Origin of the sequence: Nocardia veterana NBRC 100344, assembly GCF_000308855.1 — a bacterium.
Taxonomy (GTDB): Bacteria; Actinomycetota; Actinomycetes; order Mycobacteriales; family Mycobacteriaceae; genus Nocardia; species Nocardia veterana.
On sequence record NZ_BAGM01000136.1, the window covers coordinates 1 to 20,676 of the forward strand.

Genomic DNA, 20,676 nt, shown 5'->3' on the forward strand with positions numbered 1-20,676 from the left:
CCCCCGAGCGGCCCGGTCGACCAGGTCCCGCGCGCACCCCGCCCCGAGCGGGCCGTGCCGCGGCACATCCCACCGCCGGACTCGGAGTCCCGGCACCGACCGGCCGGCCAACAGTCCGCGGCGCCGAAGCAGAGCGCGCCGGGTGGCTCCGGTCGACCGGCCCGCGCCGACGCCCAGCAGTCGAACCCACGGACCGCCCAGCAGGCGGTACTGGAACGGGAACCGGAAACCCCGAATTCGCGACTGGTTCGCGATTCCGGGTCCATCGCGGTCGCCACCCTCGTCAGCCGGATCACCGGCTTCGGTAAGCAGTTGCTGCTGGTCACCGTGCTCGGTCCGGCGATCGCCAGTGCGTTCACGGTCGCCAGCACGATCCCGACCATGATCTCCGAACTGCTGCTCGGCGCGGTGCTCACCGCCATCGTGGTGCCCACGCTGGTGCGTGCCGAGAAGGAGGACCCCGACGGCGGCGCCGCGTTCGTCCGCCGCCTGGTCACCGCGGCGTTCACCGTGCTGGCCGTCGGCACGGTCCTTGCCGTGGCCGCGGCACCGGTGATGACCACGCACATCTTCCTGTCCGACGACGGCAAGGTGAATACGGCGCTGACGACAGCGCTGGCATTCCTGCTGCTGCCGGCCATCCTGTTCTACGGCATGTCGGCGCTGCTGATGGCGATCCTGAACACCCACCAGGTGTTCAAACCGGGGGCATGGGCACCGGTGCTGAACAACCTGGTCGTACTCGCGGTCCTCATTCTCTATGCGATCACGCCGGGGGAGATCAGTCTCGATCCGGTGCGGATGGGCGATCCGAAACTGCTGGTGCTGGGGGTCGGCGTCACCGTCGGTGTGATCGTGCAGATGATCAGTCTGCTGCCGGCGATCCGCCGCCTCGGGATCGACCTGCGTCCGCTGTGGGGAGTGGACGCGCGGCTCAAGCAGTTCGCCGGAATGGGCGCGGCGATCATCCTCTACGTCCTGATCAGCCAGATCGGCTGGACGATCGCGACTCGTGTCTCCTCACATGCCGACGTCGCCGGTCCGACGATCTATCAGAACGCCTGGCTGCTGTTGCAGCTGCCGTACGGCGTGCTCGGCGTGACGCTGCTGACCGCGATCATGCCGCGACTGAGCCGCAATGCCGCCGCCGACGACAATCCGGCTGTCGTCGACGACCTGGGCGACGCCACCCGGCTGACCATGATCTCGCTGGTCCCGGTGGTCACCTTCCTCACCATCGCGGGACCGCAGATCGGCCAGGCGCTGTACGGCTACGGCAACTTCGGCAGTTCCGACGCCGGCCGCTTGGGCGAGGCCGTGTCCTGGTCGGCCTTCACACTGATCCCGTACGCCCTGGTGCTGATCCACCTGCGCGTGTTCTACGCCCGCGAACAGGCCTGGACCCCGACCTGGATCATCCTCGGCATCACCGGCGTCAAGATCGTGCTGTCGCTGCTCACCCCCGTCTTCTTCGCCGATGATCACGTCGTCATCGCCCTCGGCGTGGCGAACGGTCTGGGCTTCGTGACCGGTGCGGTGATCGGTGGCTGGCTGTTGCACCGCAGCCTGGGCGACCTGCGCATGGCCAATGTCGGCCGGACCGTGACCCGAGTGGTGCTGGCCTCGGTCGCGGGCGCGGCCGTCACCCTGATCGTGGACCAGGTCCTCGGTCTGTCCCGGCTGGACGGCGGTATCGCGTCGATCGTGCGGGTGGGTCTGGACGCGATCGTGATGTTCGGCGTGGCCTTCGGTCTGATGCGCCTGGCCGGCATTCCGGAAATGGTCGCGATCACGGTCGCCATCTCGCGTCGCCTCGGCTTCACTCCGCCGGCGCCGGACCTCGGTTTGGACGACACCGCCGCCGATATGCACGACACGATGGTGCTGCCGCGCCCCGACCTCGCGGCCCCGTACTACTACCGGTACGACCCGTACACCGACGCCCAGACCATGGTGTTGCCGGTGATCCGTCCTGGTGCGGTTGACCGCACCGGCCAGGGCGAGTTCCCGTACCCTGTTCGGCAGAGAAACGCAAATGCCGGTGCCGCATCGGCACAACGGACTTCGACATATCAGGGCGAAGGAGGAGCGAGGGTGAGCGACGACGCGGCGGAGGGCAAGCCTTCCGTCGAGGCTGCCGACGCGGCAGGCGCAGTGCGCACCGACGACGTCCCGCCCGGGAGGGTCCCGCCGGCCGAACGCGCGCAGGATTCCGCATCCGACCGTCCGGAGGACCCGGCCGGTCCGGCGACCGGATCCGATGTCGACAGCGCCTCGGAGCAGGATGCGCCGCAGGGCGCGGCACCGACTGACGGCGCGGCAGCCACGCAGATCCCGCCGCGGGACCCGGCCTACGACACCGGGATGCTGCCGGTGGGTTCGCCGGAGATGCCGCCGATGCGGGTGGAACCACCGGCCCGGCGACTGCCGCGCGGCCCGAAACTCATTCCGGGCGCCTCGGTGGCCGGTGGCCGCTACCGCCTGCTCGCCGATCACGGCGGGGCGCGCGGGCTGCGGTTCTGGCAGGCCCTGGACGTGAAGTTGGACCGCGAGGTCGCGCTCACCTTCGTCGATGCCGATCAGAAGGCCGGTGACAACCCCGGTCACGACGGACCGCAGGCCATCCTCTCGCGGACCCTGCGCCTGGGCCGGATCAATTCGCCGGGCCTCGCGCGCGTACTGGACGTGGTCCGTGGCAGTTCGGGCGGCATCGTGGTGGCCGAATGGACGCCCGGCCGTTCGCTGCGCGAAATGGCCGAAACCAAGCCGTCCCCGATCGGCGCCGCGCGGGCCATCCGGGCGCTCGCCGCGGCGGCCGAAATGGCTCATCGCGGCGGCGGTTCACTGTCGATCGACCACCCCGACCGGGTGCGCATCAGCGCGTCCGGCGACGCCGTCCTCGCCTTCCCGGGCACTCTGGCCGATTCGGACGCCCAGTCGGATGTGCGTGGCCTCGGCGCCATGTTGTACGCGCTGATCACCGCCCGCTGGCCGATTCGGACGGGTGGAGTCACCGGTTCGGCGGCGACCGTCGGCGGGCTGAAACTGGCCGATTTCGGCAGCGACGGTTCACCCGTCGAGCCGCGGCAGATTCGTCCCGAGGTGCCGTTCGAGATCTCCGCCGTAGCCGTCCGCTCGCTGGAGTCGGACAAGGGTGTGCGCACCGCGGCGACCGTTCAGCACGTCCTCGAGCAGGCCTCGGTCGTGGACCAGAAGACCGACTTCATTCCGGTGCTGCGGCTGGGCCAGCGCGCGGTGGCGAATCCGGACGAATCCCTCGCGGATCCGGAGTTGCTCGCGGCGGAACGGGAGCGGTCACAGCGGATGATGTGGATCCTGGTCGCGCTGGGTGTACTGGCCGCCCTGGTGGTCGGTGTGATCATCTGGTGGCTGTTGAGCATCTTCGCGCCCGGTTCCGCGGACGAACCGCTGAACGAACAGCGCAAACTCGGTTTGACCACGGCCAGTGTCGCGCCGAGCACGTCGGCGTCGGCGGCCGCGGGGCCGGCGGCGACCACGGCCGCCGGAACTCCGGTGCCGGCGTCGGGAGTGTCGGTGTACTCGCCGGAAGGCACCCCGGACAGCCCCGGCAGCGTGTCGGCGCTGCTGGACGGGAATCCGACCACGACCTGGCATACGGATCAGTACTTCCAGCAGTTCCCGGCGTTGAAGAAGGGGGTCGGCGTGCTGGCGACCCTGCCCGGCACCGCGAAGCTGACCAAGGTCGTCATCGATTCCGCGTCGCCGGGCACCGTGGTCGAGGTGCGAACCTCGCCGACCGCGGTCCCCACCCTGGATCAGACTCAGCTGATCGGCCAGGCCACCCTGGCCGACGGCGCCACCACCATCCCGGTTCAGTCCGACCAGCCCGCGCGCTACGTCCTGATCTGGATCACCCAGCTGGCGAACAACGGGGGCCAATTCCAGTCGTCGCTCGGCGACATTCGCTTCGAAGCAGCCCCCTGATCCGGCTCTCCGGGCCGGTTTTCCCGCCCGTGATGCGCCCTCGTCCTGGTTGCTACCGATTCGTAATAAACGATATGATCCACAGCGCGCTCTCAGCAGGGGAGCTTCCTGGGATCTGGTGTCTCGGTCCTGGATGATGCGAAGTTTGCGGCCCGTCCGGGTGTTGGACGTGTGGGCCGCCGTGAGCGCTGTCCAAGGGGTTTGTGTGTCGTTTGAAGCGATCGAGCGATCCAGTGGGGGGACCACCGAGCCGTCTGCTGTCCGCCATCGCTCCCTCGATCCGGACGAGAGCACCGATTTCGAACTACTGTCCGCCCACGTAGCCGGCGACCGCGACGCCTTCGGCATCCTCTTCCGCCGCCACTACAACCGGCTGTGGCAGTTGGCGTTGCGTACCTGCCGTACCCCGGAGGACGCGGCAGATTCCCTGCAGGATGCCCTGCTGTCCGCCCATCGCAACGCGGCAAGCTTCCGCGGCGATGCCGAGGTGCGCAGCTGGTTGCACCGCATCGTCGTCAACGCATGCCTGGATCGTATGCGGCGCAACAAGTCTCGGCCGAGTACTTCACTGTCGGACGAATCGGTGGCCGAGCCGGCGGCCGAACGCGACGACATCGCCCATCGCGAAGTGAAGATGGTGGTCGCGGCCGCGCTGTTCACGCTGCCTCCCGATCAGCGCGCAGCGCTGGTTGCGATCGACATGGAAGGGTATACCGTAGCGGAAGCGGCGCAGTTGCTGGGCGTCGCCGAGGGGACGATCAAGAGTCGCTGCGCCCGGGGCCGGAAACGGCTGGAACAGGAGTTGGAATTCCTGCGGAATCCGGGGAACCGGACGTAGCCGAGAAGCGTCATTACTAAGAGACGAACAGAAACTCGTCGTGCTTGCCGTCGCATCCGCGATGCGAGACAGGCGCTACGTCACGAGGCCGGACCCGGAGAGGCGATGGACGACAAGGGCGAATTCGCCGCGCGGCGCCGCCGTTCCGGGATGTGGGGCGACGAAGCGGACACAGGAGGTGTGATGGCAGCCCGTTCGGTGTCGCAGCCTCCGTTGTCCACCGATCTGCTCGCCGATCTTCACGCCGACAATGTCCCCGCCGAACAGGCCGAGGCGCTGTGGCCCCGAGTTCGCCAGGACCCCGAAGCACTCCGATTCCTGCATTCCCTCGACGACGTCACCGCCGAATTGCGCGCTCTGGCCTTGGACGACCGCATCATGCACCCGATACCGGCCCAGGTGGCGGCGCGGCTCGACGCGGTGCTCGACGAGCTCTCCCGCGGCGAGCAACCGAAACCGGTGGCGACGGTTCATCGCCTCTTCGCCGCCGAGCAGCCCTCGACCCGCCCGATGCCCGCCCTCGAGGCGGTGGCACCGGAGCCCGCGGACGAGCCGCTCGCCGCGGAACCGGATGCTCCGGAAGCGCCGGTCGCGTTGGACGGTTACCGCGCGAAGCGACTGCGCTGGCTCACCGCGGCAGCCGCTGCCGTGGCTGTCCTCGCCGGAAGCCTGGTCGCGTTGGACGCGGTGCGCGACCGCACCGTGAGCCCGAATGCGTTGCCCGCCAAGCAAACCACCACCGTGGCACTCGACGACGATCTGTCCTCGGGAGCGGTCCTGAGTGCGATGGGACGCAACGATGTCACCGGCCCGCTCTCCGGACCGGGCGCCCTGACCAGTTGCGTGAAGGCGGCAGTGCCGGACCGCACCGTTCTCGGTTCGACGAATGTCACATATCACGGTGGCCCCGCCGTTTTGATTCTGCTCACCGGTCCCCGGCCGCCGAAGATCACGGCACTGGTGGTCGGGTCGGGTTGCAGCGCAGCGGATCCGCAGATCCTCGACGTGCGCGATATCGGCTGACGTCACACCCGCAGGCCACAGCCGACCGGTCCGGGAACAACTGCGTTTACCCTGTTGTTGACCGACACGCCTGTTCAACACTCCTCGGAAGGGCACCATGAGTACGCCTGTTCGCGATCTGATCATTGTCGGCTCCGGCCCCGCCGGCTACACCGCCGCGGTCTACGCAGCCCGGGCCGAACTCGAACCGCTGCTGTTCGAGGGCACCCAGTTCGGCGGCGCGCTGATGACGACGACCGAGGTCGAGAACTTCCCCGGTTTCCGGGACGGCATCATGGGCCCGGACCTCATGGAAGAGATGCGTGAGCAGGCCAAACGCTTCGGCGCCGATATCCGCACCGAGGATGTCGAGGCCATCGATCTCACCGGCCCGATCAAGTCGGTCACCGTGGGCGGTGAGGTCTACCGGTCCTACGCGATCATTCTGGCCATGGGCTCGGCCGCCCGGTACCTCGGCGTGCCGGGGGAGCAGAAGCTCCTCGGCCGCGGGGTGAGCGCCTGCGCGACCTGTGACGGATTCTTCTTCAAGGGACAGGACATCGTCGTGGTCGGCGGCGGCGACTCGGCCATGGAAGAGGCGACGTTCCTCACCAAGTTCGCCTCCAGCGTCACCATCGTGCACCGCCGCGAGGAGTTCCGTGCGTCACGCATCATGCTCGAGCGTGCGAAGGCCAACGAGAAGATTCGCTTCCGCCTGAACGCCGAGGTGGTCGAGGTGCACGGCGAGAACTCTGTGACCGGCCTCACCCTGCGCGACACCGTGACGGGCGAGACCTCCGAACTCGCCGCCACCGGCCTGTTCGTGGCGATCGGTCACGACCCGCGCAGCGAATTGGTCCGCGGCCAGGTCGATCTCGACGCCGAGGGCTATGTGAAGGTCCGCGAGCCCGGCACCGCCACCTCCGTCGAGGGCGTCTTCGCCGCGGGCGATCTGGTCGATCACACCTATCGGCAGGCGATCACCGCGGCGGGCACCGGCTGCCGTTCGGCGATCGATGCCGAGCGCTGGCTCGCCGAGAAGGGCGATATCACCAGCAACACCCTCGACAACGCCGGCAATCCGGTCGAAGTAACCGCCGGCTGATCCCCGAGACCCCTCGAATATCGCGTCACCGCACACCGCTAGGAGTTCCACCATGTCCGAAACAGCCACCAAGACCGTCACCGACGCCACCTTCGAGCAGGATGTGCTGGGCAGTGACAAGCCGGTGCTCGTCGATTTCTGGGCCTCCTGGTGCGGTCCGTGCAAAATGGTCGCCCCGGTACTGGAGGAGATCGCCGCCGCCCACGCCGACAAGCTCACCGTCGCGAAGGTCGATGCGGACGCCAACCCGACCAGCTCCCGCGACTACGGTGTGATGGCGCTGCCGACGATGATCCTGTTCTCCGGTGGTAAGGAGGCCAAGCGCATCGTGGGCGCCAAGGGTAAGGCCGCGCTGTTGCGCGAGCTCGAAGGCATCATCTGAGTCGTCCTCATCGAGGCCCCGGCTGCGACACGTCGCGAGCGTCGTCCGGTCGGGGCCCGTTGCGGTTCACCAGCGGGCACTCCGGATCCGATAGCTGTGTACTATTTCGGCACCCGGAGAATTGCCGAAATTCGGCTCGGGTCTGAGACAATCGACCGACGCTCCGGTCGTGCGAGGGTGTGTGCCGTCGCATAAGTGGGTACCCGGGTTGGCGGAAGGAAAGGGCTCTCACGCATGCACCGACTTCGTCACGGCGATACTGGTCCAGCCGTCGCTGAGGTCCGGAGCACCCTGGCAAGTCTCGGATTCCATCCGCATCCGAACGGAACCGACCGGTCCGGCGGGCACGGGGAGTACTGGAAGGACTCCGACGCGATCTTCGATCGTGAACTCGATTCGGCCGTACGCGCTTTCCAGCAGCAGCGTGGTCTGCTGGTCGACGGCGTCGTCGGACCCGCCACCTATCGCGCCCTCAAGGAGGCCTCCTACCGGCTGGGCGCTCGTACCCTCATCTATCAGCTGTCGGCGCCCCTCTACGGCGACGATGTGGCCACTCTGCAACGCCGCCTGCAGGATTTGGGCTTCTACGTGCACCGCATCGACGGCTACTTCGGTCCACACACGCACGAGGCGCTGACCGCGTTCCAGCGTGAGATCGGGCTGTCCGCGGACGGTATCTGCGGTCCGGACACCCTCCGCTCACTGGAACTGCTGGGGGCCCGGGTGACCGGTGGCAACCCACACCGCATCGCGGAAGAAGAGGTGGTGCACCGGGCAGGCCCGCAGCTGACCGGCAAGCGCATCGTCATCGATCCGGGAATGGGCGGTGAGGACAAGGGTCTGGCGGTCCCCACCGAGTTCGGCGATGTGTACGAGTCGGAGATTCTGTGGGACCTCGCGAGCCGGCTGGAGGGCCGGATGGCGGCCACCGGCATGGAAACGTTCCTGTCCCGGCCGTGGGGCGCCAATCCGACCGATGCCGAACGTGCGGAAACCTCCAACACCTTCGATGCGGATCTGATGATCTCGCTGCGCTGTGCGGCGAATCTGAGCTCGTCCGCCGGGGGAGTCGCGAGCTTCCACTTCGGCAATTCCCACGGATCGGTGTCGATGATCGGCCAGGTTCTGGCCGGATTCATCCAGCGTGAGATCGTCGCGCGCACCTCACTGCAGGACTGCCGCACGCACGCCCGCACCTGGGATCTGCTGCGTTTGACCAAGATGCCGACAGTACAGGTCGATATCGGTTACCTGACAAACGAATACGACGCGTCCGTGCTGACGAATCCGCGGATGCGCGATGTCATCGCCGAGGCGATCCTGATTTCGGTGAAGCGGTTGTATCTGCTCGGTCAGGATGATCAGCCCACGGGTACATACACATTCGCGGAGCTGCTGGCAGAGGAATTGGCCGCGGCCGACCGCATGTAGGCAGATCGTCGGCTCTATCCAGGCTCTTTCGAACACCCGAAAGGCGCCCCGGAATTTCGCACCGGGGCGCCTTTTCTCGGTTCAGTGACAGGGCACTCCGGGCTGTGCCTGCGCGGCGGCGGCCGCCAACAGCTGATCCAACGCCCGTTCGACGTCTTCCTTCCACAGGTGATCGCTGTCCAGCTCGAGCCGCAACCGCGGGAAACGATGATGTGGTGCGACCACGGTGAATCCGACGTTCTCCAGGAATTCGGCGTCGATCATGCAGCTTTCCGGTGAGCATTCGCTGTTGGCTCGCCGGCGCGGCGCCGACGCGACCCCCTGCCCAGGCGTATCGATCCGTTCCATGAAGAACATCGAGCGCACCCCGCCCGCCGGGAGAGCGGTGGCAGCGGGTTCCGTGCGGATTCCGAAGGCTTCGATCGCGCGAACGCCACGGCGCATCAGATCGCCCACGACGGCCTGGATCAATCGGTGGGCAATATCGCCATCGTTGTGCGGAGGTTCGGCCCGCAGCGTGGTCAGCAGGACCGCATCCGGGCTGACCGGGGAGGTGGGGAACAGCGTGGCTCGTGGCACGGCGCTCGGTGGCGAATAGAGTGCGCAGCCGGCCGATTGACCGTCGACGAGCGCGATCTGTCCGCACGAACCCCATTCGAGCATCACCGTGGACAGCCACGCCTCCTTCTCGAAGACGGGATCGCTGAATTCACGGGAGTCTGCCGCCACGGCCGGGTCGATCTCCCAGAACACGCATCGACGCGCATGCGCGGGGAGTTTGTCCAGTCCGCCGAGGGTTAGTGCGGTCACGCTGGTCGACACCGCTCTACTCAGCCTCCAGCTTTCCGATTCATCTATGCTCACGCCGCATCAACATCTTCTCGCCAGCAAGAATATGCGATCAAAGCGAACGCCTCATTTCCCATCCCTTATCGATCGCGGCAGAGCCGGTTCGGTTCGAAAAACAGTGGCGTCACAGTGACGTTTCTCGCCGAGGCCCGGGGTTCTACCCGATCACGATGAATTTCGGCCCGTGATGGTCGTCAGAGCTGCTGTTGTTCCATCAGCCCGACGATGCGTTCCAGATCGTCGACCGAACCGAACTCGACGACGATCTTTCCCTTCTTCTTGCCCATACTCACCGTTACCCGGGTGTCGAACGAGTTGGCCAACCGCTCGGCGACCTTGTCGAGTCCCGGCGCATAAATCTGCTTCCGCTTCGGCGCCGGCTTCGGCTCGTCCTCGGGGTAGCGGTTGGCGAGAGTGACGGCCTCCTCGGTCGCGCGTACCGACAAACCCTCGGCGACAATTCGTTCCGCCAACCGTTCCTGTGCCTCGGCGCCGGCCTCCAGTCCGAGCAGGGCGCGTGCATGCCCGGCCGACAACACACCGGCGGCCACCCGGCGCTGCACCGGGATCGGCAGCTTCAGCAGACGGATCATATTCGTCACGACCGGTCGGGACCGGCCGATACGATTCGCCAATTCCTCATGGGTGACGCCGAATTCCTCCAGCAGCTGTTGATAAGCCGCGGCCTCTTCGAGCGGGTTGAGCTGCACGCGATGGATATTCTCCAACAGCGCATCGCGCAGCATGGCGTCGTCGGTGGTCTCCCGCACGATCGCCGGAATGGTTTCCAGCCCGGCTTCCTGACAGGCTCGCCAGCGCCGCTCACCCATCACCAGCTGATAGCGCGGGGTGGGGGAGGACTCGAGCAACCGGACCACGATCGGCTGCATCAAGCCGAATTCGCGCACCGAGTGGACGAGCTCGGCGAGTGCCTCCTCTTCGAAGACTTGTCGCGGCTGCTTGGGATTGCGCTCGATCTGGTCCGGCGGGATCTCACGATAAACCGCGCCCGCGCCGGATTCCTCCGCCGCGTCGGGAACCCGGTGCAGATAGGCCGACGCCGGATGCGGCCCGATCGGATCGAGGCCGATCACCGCATTCGCGGCCGCGCTACCCAAACCCTGCACATCGGCGGGACCGGTCGGGATCAACGCGGCCAGCCCGCGCCCCAATCCACCTTTCTTCGCCTGACTCATCGGCTTACCGACCCCTTTCCTCTGCTGCACCACCCGTACCGACCGCGGCGCCGTCCTGGCCTTGCGTCGTGGTCGGCGCCGCCGCGCGCGCCACTCCCGAACGGGCAGCGATCTCCCGCCCCGCATCCAGATAGCTCATCGCACCGCGGGAACCAGGATCGTAATCGAGGACGGTCATCCCGTAGCCCGGCGCCTCCGAAACCTTGACACTGCGTGGAATCACGGACTTCAGCACGGCATCGCCGAAGTGGCCACGCACCTCTTCGGCCACTTGGTCGGCGAGTTTGGTGCGACCGTCGTACATCGTGAGAACGACGGTCGATACATGCAGCTCCGGGTTCAGATGCGACTGCACCAGACTGATATTGCGCAACAACTGCCCGACACCCTCCAGCGCGTAGTACTCGCACTGGATCGGGATCATCACTTCCTTCGCGGCGACGAGCGCGTTGACGGTCAACAGACCGAGGGAGGGCGGGCAGTCGATCATCACGTAGTCGATGTCGTAGCCGGCGAGATTCGCTTCCTGAATCGCGGCCTTCAATCGCCCCTCGCGAGCGACCATCGAGACCAGTTCGATTTCGGCGCCGGCGAGATCGATGGTGGCCGGAATGCACAGCAGCCGTTCATTGTGCGGGCTGCGCTGAATCGCCTCCTGCACCGAAATCTCACCGATCAGCAGTTCATAACTCGACGGCACCCCGGAGTGATGATCGACGCCGAGAGCGGTGCTGGCATTGCCCTGCGGATCGAGGTCGATGACGAGGACCGTCATCCCCTGCAGAGCAAGGGCGGCAGCGAGATTCACCGCAGTGGTGGTCTTGCCCACGCCACCCTTCTGGTTGGCGATGGTGATGATGCGTTGTTCGCGCGGTTTCGGAATGCTGAGCGAGCCGGGGTGTAGGACCTGGCTGGCGCGGTGCGCCTCGGCCGCGATCGGCGTCTCGGCGGCGGAGATGTTCCCGAATGCGGTCTTCGCGAACTCATCTCCCTCGAGGCCGCCGCTGTCCAGCATTCCGGGCACCCGGGACGTTGTTTCCCGTGAAACATTCGCCGGACGGTTCGACATACAGGCTCCTAACCCCGAGAACTTCAGACACGTGCCCAGGCAGCACCGGCGCCGCATGGCTCGAACAAGCTGAACGCGGTCGGGTTCACAGGCCACCTTCGAGACCTTGCCCGCTCCGAGATCAGGCCCTGACCGACAAACTTGCCCTAACCGACGAGCCGCCGGGAACCGCGAATCCGCGCTCACGCTCGACGACAACTAGCTTGCCAGCACGGGCCACAATACGGAAGTTGAACCGCGGCAATCACTCTGCGACACGCTCGGAATGACTCGTTCCGGCCACCGAATACGCCCGCCGGGACCGATGTTTCATGTGAAACATCGACTCCTACCGACCGCGCTCGGCCCGCCGCGTTGCCTGCTTGTTGGCGCGCTTCTCGGCGCGTGGGACGCGTTCGACGCTCAATACGACCGTGGGCGGTGACACGATGCCGATTCCGCATTCGAGAATGCGCGCATGGCCGGCGCCGGCGCGAGCGAGTTCCATCCGGTCTCGCTCCAACTCTTCGGCGACGCTGGAACCCTTGAGTGCCAACATATGGCCGTGCTCGCGCACGAGCGGCAGGGACCACTTGGCCAACTTCCCCAGGGGAGCGACGGCCCGCGAGGTGACGTAGTCGGCGCCGCCGGCCTCCTTCCGCACATCCGGTTGCTCGGCGCGGCCGCGGACGACGGTGATCGCCAAACCGGCCGACTCGATGAACTCGGCCAGGAATTTGGTTCGGCGCAGCAGTGGTTCGACGAGCGTGATGCGGAGGTCCGGTCGCGCGATCCCGAGCGGGATTCCGGGAAGCCCGGCGCCACTGCCGATATCGACCACGGAGGCACCGATCGGAATCAGCTCGCCCAGCGCCGCGCAGTTCAGGATGTGACGGTCCCAGAGGCGCGGTACCTCACGCGGCCCGATGAGACCCCGTTCCACGCCCGCGGTGGCCAACGCGGCGCAGTACTGCTCGGCCAACGGGAGGCGATCGCCGAATACCTCGTGCGCCACTCCGGGTGGCGTCAGGTCGGTGGGAGCGCCGTCGTCGGGGGAGTGGGGTGTGGCACCCGCGCCTCGTTCCACGTGAAACATCCTTCCGGGCCGATGGGAAACTCACGGTATCCGGGCGACCGTCGCCCGGCCGAATCAACCATTGCGGAAACTCATCCAAAGCGTAGGGCCCCCGGTTCGATGAACCGGGGGCCCTACCTCAGTCGTATGAAATTGTCAGGCGGGGATGACCACCACATGCCGGTTGGGTTCGACGCCCTCGCTCTCGCTCGCGGCACCCTCGACGGCCGCGACCGCATCGTGGACGATCTTGCGCTCGAAGGGCGTCATGGCGGCCAGCGATTCGGGCTTACCCGTTTCGGCAACCCGCCGTGCGGCGTCCGTGCCGAGTGCGCTCAACTCCTCACGTCGCTTGGCCCGCCAGCCGGCCACATCGAGCATGAGCCGGCTGCGCACGCCGGTCGCCTGCTGTACCGCAAGCCGGGTCAGCTCCTGCAGCGCGTCGAGCACCTCACCGCGCCGGCCGACCAGTTTCGACAGATCCCGGCCGCCATCGATACTCACAACCGCGCGGTCGCCTTCGACATCCAGATCAATATCGCCGTCGAAATCGAGGACATCCAGCAGCTGTTCCAAGTAGTCGCCCGCGATCTCGCCCTCTTCGATCAACGCCTCCTCGGCATCGGTCGGGTCCGGCTCGGTCGCCTCGTCGTGATCGTTCACCGCCGCATCATCCTGCACACCGAGGGCCACAGTGGCGTCCCCTCCATCGGTCTCAACAGTCATATGTCGTTTCCTTCAATCTGATCATCCGTCGTATCCGGCGCGCGCACCGCGCCGGGAAGCCGTGACCTTGCGCCTAGCGACGTCGCTTCTGATTCGCGCGACCCCTGTTGCCGGGCCGCTTGCGATTACCCGAACCGGGCCCCTTGCCGGCGGAGGAACCGGACTTCGCCGTAGAACCGGATTTCGCCGAGGTACCCGAATTCGCGGCGGCCGGGGTAGCGCCGTTCGTCTCGACGTCCGCGGACTTGTCGGCGCTCCCGGGCGAGGCGGTCTCGGCCGAACCGGACTTCTTCTTGCTCGGCTTGGCACCGGGCTTGGGCGCATTCTGCGCCTTCCGCTCGATGGCCTCCTCTTTCTTCTTCTGCTCTTCCTTGTCGATCCGGCCGAAGACCAGATGCTGCTGCCCGTAGGTCCAGATGTTGTTGGCCACCCAGTAGAGCAGGATGGCGATCGGCAGGAACGGGCCACCGACGACGACGCCGAGCGGGAAGACCCACAGCGCGAGCTTGTTCATCAGCGCGGCTTGCGGATTCGCCGCCGCCTCCGCGCTCTGCCGAGCCACCGAGGCACGGGCGTTGAAGTGCGTAGCGAGTCCCGCGATGATCATGAGCGGCACAGCCACCGCGACCATATTCCAGACGTGCGGAATGCCGCCGTAATCGGCATATGCGTCCAACGTCGCCTTGGGGGAGGTGATCGCCGCGGAGATCGGCGCGCCCAGGATTCGGGCGCTCAGGAACGACTGCACATCGTGCGCGCTGAACACGTAGTTCGGCGTCATGGCGTTCTGCTCGGGGGTCATATTCAGCTGACCGATGCCGCTACCGGTCCGGTTGAACGAGCGCAGCACGTGGTACAGACCGATGAACACCGGCACCTGGGCCAGCACCGGCAGACAGCCCATCAGCGGGTTGAAGCCGTGTTCCTTCTGCAGCTTCTGCATTTCGACGGCCATCTTCTGGCGGTCGTTCTTGTACTTGCGCTGCAGTTCCTTGATCTGGGGCTGCAACTCCTGCATCTGCCGCGTGGTACGCACCTGTTTGACGAACGGCTTGTACAGCACAAGCCGCAGCGTGAACACCAGGAAGACCACGGCCAGCGCCCAGGCGAAGCCATTGCTGGCCCCCCGGTCGAAGTCTCCGAGTCCGAATATGAACCCGAAGATTCGGTGCCAGAACCAGAGGATCCAGGACACCGGGTAATAGATGAAGTCGAGCACGGCTCTATGTACTCCCGTCGGTCGTGTCGCCGGTCACCGCGCGCGGCGACCCTTTACAAGACTTGTGTTCAGCCGCCTCGTCGTGGGGTCGGCTGCTCCGATGGGAGTCGGACTCCCGAGCATTCGACTCGTCGGCGCTCGACTCGTCCGCGTTCGGCTCATGGGTTGCCGGCTCATGAGCAAGACGTGGCGGAGCGGTTTCGGCGGCGGCCCGTTTCGATTCCGGAACGGGGTCCCACCCACCAGGGTGCCAGGGTGCGCATTTGGCCAGACGCACGACCGTCAATCCGAGTCCGACGACCAGCCCGCGGGTACGCAGGGCGGTCACCGCGTACTCGCTACAGGTGGGGGTGAAGCGGCATACCGGCATGCGGGTGGGGGAGACGTAGGTCCGGTACAGCTCGATCACAAAGATCAGCGCATTCGCCGGCAGACGCGTCACGACCCGCAGACGGTTCATGACGCACCACTCTGATCGAGCCGGGTGGGACCGATGTCGAATGCCAGCTTTCGAAATGCCGACCGCAGCTGCCGGTCGAGATCCGCCGACGTCGCTGTGGCCGCACCGGGGAGCGCACGGATCACGACATCGGCGTCGGCGGGAAGATCGGCCATCAGCCCGGCGCAGATATGACGCAGGCGGCGAGCCACACGGTGTCGAACCACCGCGGTGCCCACCGCCTTGCTGACAATCAAACCGAAGCGAGGACCCCCGAACCGCACCAGCGGTCCGGTCTCGGCATCGGGTAATGCCGGGTCGTCCGACGGCGTCGGCAACACCACATGCACGACGATGTCCCGTCTCCCGATTCGTCGGCCCCGCCGCACCGTCCGGGAGAAGTCGGCACGATGATGCAGCCGGTACGGCTCAGGCAACACCCGAGTGTCCGAGCACGTAACGGGTGAACGGAAGGAGCGGGACGAACGGCGAGCGAGGCATGGCGGCGATGCCGATGCCGAGCGATCAGGCCGTCAGAGAAGCGCGGCCCTTGCGACGGCGCGCCGACACGATCGCGCGCCCGGCACGGGTGCGCATCCGGAGACGGAAGCCGTGGACCCGCGCACGACGACGGTTGTTCGGCTGGAACGTCCGCTTGCCCTTGGCCACGGTCAACACTCCTCGAGTTGGTGGGCACCAGGTGGCGCCCGAAGCTGTTCGGTGAAACGATGTGGACGCGATGAAAACTGGTCTTCATCGGCACAACGCCCATTGCGTGGTGGTCCCGCTGGATCGAGATTCGACCGGGCAGCAGGCAGCCAACACCGCGTCAACGGGTGACTGTACGAGGGTACTGATCAGCCAGGACAGGGTCAAACTCGGGGTACCCCATGAGACGCCCGCCACTCGGACGACTCGCCGGTGCGAACGGCGGTGCGTGAACCACCCTTGTCACAGCCGTCGCCGACCCACTACGATTCATAGCTAGAAGATTGCTGCAGAAGCGCAGGTCCAGGCGCTGACCGGGGGGTTATCGCAGCAAGCCACGTATCACCACCGTTCTCCACATCTGTGGATAATTGTGTGGAAAGACCCCTGGAGTGGCATATTCGTATGGCTGACGGCCAGGCTTGTCGGTGGTCGCCAACCGCTGGTGCCCCTATCGACATGCTCCGGGGAGGATATATACGTGGACGACGAGCAGAACGTGTTGACCGCGGTCTGGCCCGAAGTGGTCGCCGAGCTTACCGCCGGCTCCACCGACGGCGCTATTCCGCCGGTGACCAACGCACAGAAGGCGTGGTTGGGACTGGTGAAGCCGCTGACGGTCGCACAAGGCTTTGCCCTGCTCTCGGTACCTTCTTCCCTCGCTCAGGAGGCGATCGAGCGCGATCTTCGGGAACCGATCCTGCGTTCGCTGGCCCGCCGGCTGGGGCCCCAGGTGGAGGGTCTCGGCGTCCGGATCGCGGCGCCGACCAGTCCGCCGCCCGACCGTCCCGGCACCACACCGCGGCACGCGCGGCTCACCTCCCGGCCGGAACGGATGCGCGACAAGCCCCGGGAACCCGTCGGCTTCCCGGCTCCGCCGCAGTATCCCGAGCCTGGGGAATTCCCCACCCCCCGCTACCTTTCCCCAGCCGATTACCAAGCCCGTAACCCCTATCCCCAGGGTGAGTACCCGACGGCGCCGATGGCGGGGGAATTGCCGGACAGCCTCGGACCGTCCTCACCGCTGCGGCGCGAGCCGGAACCGCACCTGCGCGACGACGTGGTGCGCCATGACGCCGACGCCCTGCGCCACGATCCCGAAGGTCTGCGCCGGGAGGCCGACGCCCTTCGACGCGAGCCCGATTCCCTGCGCGGTCCCGATTCCCTGCGCGCTCCCGAGTCCTTCCACAGCCCGGAACCGCTGCACAGCCCCGAATCCCTACCCGGCCCCGAGACGTTGCGGCGAGATCAGGAAGTACTGCGTCGCGATCACGAGATGCTGCACCCTCAGGAATCGCTGCGACGTGAGGCCGAACCGCTGCGGCATGATCAGGAGCTGCCTCGGCCGGGCGGACATCCGGGGCAGGAATCGCTGTTCACACCGGATGCGGAGGTCGCACCGGTACCGCGCCCGGTACCCGGCGAGGAATCCGACGAACCGGTGGTCAACGCGCGCAATTCCTGGCCTACGTATTTCACCAAGTCGCCGGAGCCGCCCCCGCCGGCCCCGGCTTCGTCTTCGGCCAGCCTGAACGCGAAGTACACCTTCGAGACCTTCGTCATCGGCGCCTCGAACCGCTTCGCGCACGCCGCCGCCGTGGCGATCGCGGAGGCACCGGCCCGCGCGTACAACCCGCTGTTCGTCTGGGGCGCTTCGGGATTGGGCAAGACCCATCTCCTGCACGCGGCCGGGCACTACGCGCAGCGCCTGTTTCCCGGGATGCGGGTCAAATACGTCTCGACCGAGGAATTCACCAACGACTTCATCAACAGCCTCCGGGACGACCGCAAGGTGGCGTTCAAGCGCCGCTACCGGGAAACCGACATCCTGCTGGTCGACGACATCCAGTTCATCGAGGGTAAGGAAGGTATCCAGGAGGAGTTCTTCCACACCTTCAACACGCTGCACAACGCGAACAAGCAGATCGTGGTCTCCTCCGACCGGCCGCCCAAGCAGCTGGCCACCCTGGAGGAGCGGCTGCGCACCCGGTTCGAATGGGGTCTGATCACCGATGTTCAGCCGCCGGAGCTGGAGACGCGAATCGCGATCCTGCGCAAGAAGGCGCGAATGGATCGTCTCGACGTTCCGCACGATGTGCTGGAGCTGATCGCGAGCCGGGTCGAACGAAACATCCGCGAGCTCGAGGGCGCGCTGATCCGGGTGACGGCCTTCGCCTCGTTGAACGGCCAGCCGCTGGATCTGTCGCTGGCCGAAGTGGTGCTGCGCGATCTGATGCCCGATACCACCACGATCGAGATCACGGCCTCGACGATCATGGCCGTGACCGCGGAGTACTTCAACACCACGCTGGAGGAGCTGACGGGCCCCGGTAAGGCTCGTCCGCTGGCGCAGGCCCGGCAGATCGCGATGTATCTGTGCCGGGAGCTGACCGATCTCTCGCTGCCGAAGATCGGCCAGGCCTTCGGTCGGGACCACACGACCGTGATGTACGCGGAGAAGAAGGTGCGCAAGGAGATGACCGAGCGCCGCCGCGTCTACGACCAGGTTCAAGAACTCACAGCTCGAATCAAACAGCGCTCGCGCTGATTCCCTACACAAGCCGATCCACCCCGTTGACCTGGGTGGATCGGCTTTTTCGTGTTGTGGATTCCTCGAGGAGTCCTTGTGGAGTCCTCGAGGAATCCCCGGTTTGTCCTCGAGGTTGCGCACAGTCGCGCGGGCAGGGTGTGCACACATCCGCTCACAACCGTCGATACACAGTTCCCACAGCCCGATTCGTCCACGGGGCCGGAGCTGGGAAGACAGCGAAATCGGCATGTGGATTCCTCGAGGACTCCCTGTCAGGTCCTCGAGGAATCCCCCGGTAGTGCACCGATCGGCACACACGTGTGTACAACAGGTCGCCAGTCATGGAAGAACTCGAGGATGGCTCGAGGATGAGAGTTGAACAGTTTCGCGGCCTCCACAGCGGGTCCCTGTTCATCCTCGAGTCACCCGCCGGACATCCCCACGCCGCCACGCCTCATGAGCTGCGCGGACGGCTCGAGTCCACAGAATCCACAGCGCCTACTACTACTTCAGTTCTTCTTCTTTAGATTTCTTCTTGAAAACAGGGTGTGTGGAAACTCGGCTCGGGACCGCACGGATCGTTCGGCCGCACTCCACATCCGAAACGAGCAACGAGAAGAGCGATCCGGTCGTCCTGGTTCGCCGGAGCTCGCCACGAGGCCACGGGCACGCCGCGCGAACGACGCACCGGACGAGGGGGTGGCGTAGTCATCGGCCGTCCACGCGGGTACGGTTTGATGTCGGTCGTCTGTGCCACACTGCGGTGCGGACGGGCGAGCGTTTCGACCAACATCGCTGTATGCACCACGCTGACGAGCCGAGCAGGTCACCTGCGCCGAACAGATCACGACAGATCGAGACTGGGAGAGGACATACCGGGCGATGGAGCTTGCAAGTATGAAGTTTCGGGTCGCTCGCGAGGATTTCGCGGAATCCGTCGCTTGGGTGGCCCGTAGCCTGCCGTCTCGCCCGCCGGTGCCCGTGCTCGGCGGTGTCCTGCTGGTAGCCGACGAGGACGGTCTGACGGTTTCCGGTTTCGACTACGAGGTCTCCGCGCAGATGCGGGTCGCCGCCGAAGTCGCCGGCCCCGGACAGGTGCTTGTCTCCGGCCGCCTGCTGGCCGACATCACCAAGGCGCTGTCGAACAAGCCGGTGGACGTCTCCGTCGACGGCACCCGGGTGCTGATCGCGTGCGGCAGTGCGAAGTTCTCGTTGCCCACGATGCCCGTCGAGGACTATCCCCAGCTGCCCGAACTTCCGCCGCAGACCGGCGAGTTGGGTGTGGATCTGTTCTCCGAGGCGGTCGGCCAGGTGGCGGTCGCCGCCGGGCGTGACGACACGCTGCCGATGCTGACCGGTATCCGGGTGGAGATCGAGGGCTCCCAGGTCGTTCTGGCCGCCACGGACCGCTTCCGGTTGGCCGTCCGGCACCTGGAGTGGCAGCCCGGCCGCCCGGATGTGGAGACGGCGGTGCTCGTCCCGGCGCGCACACTCTCGGAATCGGCGAAGACGCTCGGCCCGTCGGATGCGCCGGTGCAGCTCGCCTTCGGTACCGGTACGGACGGTCTGCTGGGCATCGTCAACGGCGGGCGTCGTACCACCACGCGGCTGCTCGACGCCGAGTTCCCCAAGTTCCGCCAATTGCTCCCCAAGGAGCACACCTCGATCGCCACGCTGCAGGTCAGCGCGCTGATCGAGGCGATCAAGCGCGTCGCCCTGGTCGCCGAGCGCGGGGCGCAGGTGCGGCTCGAATTCTCCGATCAGGGGCTGCTCCTGTCGGCGGGCGGCGACGACGCCGGCCGGGCCGAGGAGTGGCTGGAGGCCGAGTTCCGTGGTGAGCCGCTCACCATCGCCTTCAACCCGAGCTACCTGAACGACGGCCTGTCGGCACTGCACTCCGACCGGGTGACCTTCGGATTCACCACACCCAGCCGTCCGGCGGTGATGTGCCCGACCACCGACGACGAGCCGGAGGTTTCGGAGTCGGGAACCTTCGCCGCGTTGTCGAGCAACTACATCTACCTGTTGATGCCGGTTCGTCTGCCCGGCTGATCGTCTCGGTTTCGGTCCTGTCCGCCTCGCCGGCCGCTGCATCGGCCGACGAGGCGGCACTCGTTCACCCCGACCTGTGGAGATGTTGATAAACCTGTGAAAAACCCCGG

The 20,676-nt window shown here is 66.4% G+C and carries 16 protein-coding genes and 1 pseudogene; 8 read left to right on the plus strand and 9 right to left on the minus strand.

Features of this window, described 5'->3' with window-relative positions; translation table 11 throughout:
- Positions 1-210: 210 nt before the first annotated feature.
- From murJ to ON37_RS26325, 6 genes are all read left to right on the plus strand, one after another.
- Positions 211-3,966 carry a murein biosynthesis integral membrane protein MurJ gene (murJ, locus tag ON37_RS26300; RefSeq protein WP_245553493.1) on the plus strand — a complete coding sequence of 1,252 codons (3,756 nt, stop codon included), beginning with the start codon at positions 211-213 and terminating at the stop codon, positions 3,964-3,966.
- 205 nt (positions 3,967-4,171) lie between these two features.
- Positions 4,172-4,804, plus strand: a complete 633-nt coding sequence (gene sigM / locus ON37_RS26305) for an RNA polymerase sigma factor SigM (RefSeq protein WP_245553490.1) — start codon at positions 4,172-4,174, stop codon at positions 4,802-4,804.
- 183 nt (positions 4,805-4,987) lie between these two features.
- Positions 4,988-5,827, plus strand: a complete 840-nt coding sequence (locus ON37_RS31215; RefSeq protein WP_157171595.1) for an RsmA family anti-sigma factor — start codon at positions 4,988-4,990, stop codon at positions 5,825-5,827.
- 97 nt (positions 5,828-5,924) lie between these two features.
- On the plus strand, positions 5,925-6,911 hold the full coding sequence (trxB, locus tag ON37_RS26315) for a thioredoxin-disulfide reductase (protein ID WP_040723067.1): 987 nt from the start codon (positions 5,925-5,927) through the stop codon (positions 6,909-6,911).
- Positions 6,912-6,963: 52 nt separating this feature from the next.
- Entirely contained in the window at positions 6,964-7,293 is a 330-nt protein-coding gene (trxA, locus tag ON37_RS26320) for a thioredoxin (protein WP_040723069.1), read from the plus strand.
- 234 nt (positions 7,294-7,527) lie between these two features.
- On the plus strand, positions 7,528-8,724 hold the full coding sequence (locus ON37_RS26325; protein WP_040723070.1) for an N-acetylmuramoyl-L-alanine amidase: 1,197 nt from the start codon (positions 7,528-7,530) through the stop codon (positions 8,722-8,724).
- Positions 8,725-8,805: 81 nt separating this feature from the next.
- Here the strand turns inward: ON37_RS26325 and ON37_RS26330 are convergent, their stop codons facing one another.
- The 9 genes and pseudogenes from ON37_RS26330 to rpmH all read right to left on the minus strand — a co-directional run bounded on the left by ON37_RS26330 (position 8,806) and on the right by rpmH (position 15,945).
- The gene (locus ON37_RS26330; protein WP_040723073.1) at positions 8,806-9,546 is read right to left on the minus strand and encodes a hypothetical protein; all 741 of its coding nucleotides are present in this window, start codon (positions 9,544-9,546) and stop codon (positions 8,806-8,808) included.
- 221 nt (positions 9,547-9,767) lie between these two features.
- Complete coding sequence (locus ON37_RS26335; protein WP_040723074.1) at positions 9,768-10,769, minus strand: ParB/RepB/Spo0J family partition protein; 1,002 nt, start codon at positions 10,767-10,769, stop codon at positions 9,768-9,770.
- Between the two features lie 4 nt (positions 10,770-10,773).
- Positions 10,774-11,784, minus strand: a complete 1,011-nt coding sequence (locus tag ON37_RS26340) for a ParA family protein (protein ID WP_245553495.1) — start codon at positions 11,782-11,784, stop codon at positions 10,774-10,776.
- Between the two features lie 382 nt (positions 11,785-12,166).
- Positions 12,167-12,913, minus strand: a complete 747-nt coding sequence (gene rsmG / locus ON37_RS26345) for a 16S rRNA (guanine(527)-N(7))-methyltransferase RsmG (RefSeq protein ID WP_083893306.1) — start codon at positions 12,911-12,913, stop codon at positions 12,167-12,169.
- A gap of 135 nt (positions 12,914-13,048) precedes the next feature.
- Positions 13,049-13,618, minus strand: coding sequence for a Jag family protein (locus ON37_RS26350; protein WP_040723076.1), 570 nt, complete (start codon positions 13,616-13,618; stop codon positions 13,049-13,051).
- A 73-nt stretch (positions 13,619-13,691) separates the two neighbouring features.
- Positions 13,692-14,837 (minus strand): membrane protein insertase YidC, encoded by a 1,146-nt coding sequence (yidC, locus tag ON37_RS26355; protein WP_040723077.1) that lies wholly within the window; start codon positions 14,835-14,837, stop codon positions 13,692-13,694.
- Between the two features lie 223 nt (positions 14,838-15,060).
- Positions 15,061-15,297: pseudogene (gene yidD, locus ON37_RS34775) on the minus strand (membrane protein insertion efficiency factor YidD); the annotation flags it as partial.
- The gene (rnpA, locus tag ON37_RS32025; protein WP_083893307.1) at positions 15,294-15,716 is read right to left on the minus strand and encodes a ribonuclease P protein component; all 423 of its coding nucleotides are present in this window, start codon (positions 15,714-15,716) and stop codon (positions 15,294-15,296) included. The pseudogene yidD and the gene rnpA, both read right to left, overlap by 4 nt.
- Positions 15,717-15,801: 85 nt before the next feature.
- The gene (rpmH, locus tag ON37_RS32030; protein ID WP_006550910.1) at positions 15,802-15,945 is read right to left on the minus strand and encodes a 50S ribosomal protein L34; all 144 of its coding nucleotides are present in this window, start codon (positions 15,943-15,945) and stop codon (positions 15,802-15,804) included.
- A gap of 1,021 nt (positions 15,946-16,966) precedes the next feature.
- Here rpmH and dnaA point away from each other — a divergent pair.
- Both dnaA and dnaN read left to right on the plus strand, forming a co-directional pair.
- Positions 16,967-18,532 (plus strand): chromosomal replication initiator protein DnaA, encoded by a 1,566-nt coding sequence (gene dnaA, locus ON37_RS26370; RefSeq protein ID WP_505786789.1) that lies wholly within the window; start codon positions 16,967-16,969, stop codon positions 18,530-18,532.
- An 864-nt stretch (positions 18,533-19,396) separates the two neighbouring features.
- Positions 19,397-20,566 carry a DNA polymerase III subunit beta gene (dnaN, locus tag ON37_RS26375; protein ID WP_040723081.1) on the plus strand — a complete coding sequence of 390 codons (1,170 nt, stop codon included), beginning with the start codon at positions 19,397-19,399 and terminating at the stop codon, positions 20,564-20,566.
- Positions 20,567-20,676: the final 110 nt, after the last annotated feature.

Bases quoted from the DNA above. Each gene is read 5' to 3' on its own strand.
- ON37_RS31215 (WP_157171595.1), top strand. From the start codon at position 4,988: ATGGCAGCCCGTTCGGTGTCGCAGCCTCCGTTGTCCACCGATCTGCTC.
- trxB (WP_040723067.1), top strand. From the start codon at position 5,925: ATGAGTACGCCTGTTCGCGATCTGATCATTGTCGGCTCCGGCCCCGCC.
- trxA (WP_040723069.1), top strand. From the start codon at position 6,964: ATGTCCGAAACAGCCACCAAGACCGTCACCGACGCCACCTTCGAGCAG.
- ON37_RS26325 (WP_040723070.1), top strand. From the start codon at position 7,528: ATGCACCGACTTCGTCACGGCGATACTGGTCCAGCCGTCGCTGAGGTC.
- ON37_RS26335 (WP_040723074.1), bottom strand. From the start codon at position 10,769: ATGAGTCAGGCGAAGAAAGGTGGATTGGGGCGCGGGCTGGCCGCGTTG.
- ON37_RS26340 (WP_245553495.1), bottom strand. From the start codon at position 11,784: ATGCTGGACAGCGGCGGCCTCGAGGGAGATGAGTTCGCGAAGACCGCA.
- rsmG (WP_083893306.1), bottom strand. From the start codon at position 12,913: ATGTTTCACGTGGAACGAGGCGCGGGTGCCACACCCCACTCCCCCGAC.
- ON37_RS26350 (WP_040723076.1), bottom strand. From the start codon at position 13,618: ATGACTGTTGAGACCGATGGAGGGGACGCCACTGTGGCCCTCGGTGTG.
- dnaA (WP_505786789.1), top strand. From the start codon at position 16,967: ATGGCGGGGGAATTGCCGGACAGCCTCGGACCGTCCTCACCGCTGCGG.
- dnaN (WP_040723081.1), top strand. From the start codon at position 19,397: ATGGAGCTTGCAAGTATGAAGTTTCGGGTCGCTCGCGAGGATTTCGCG.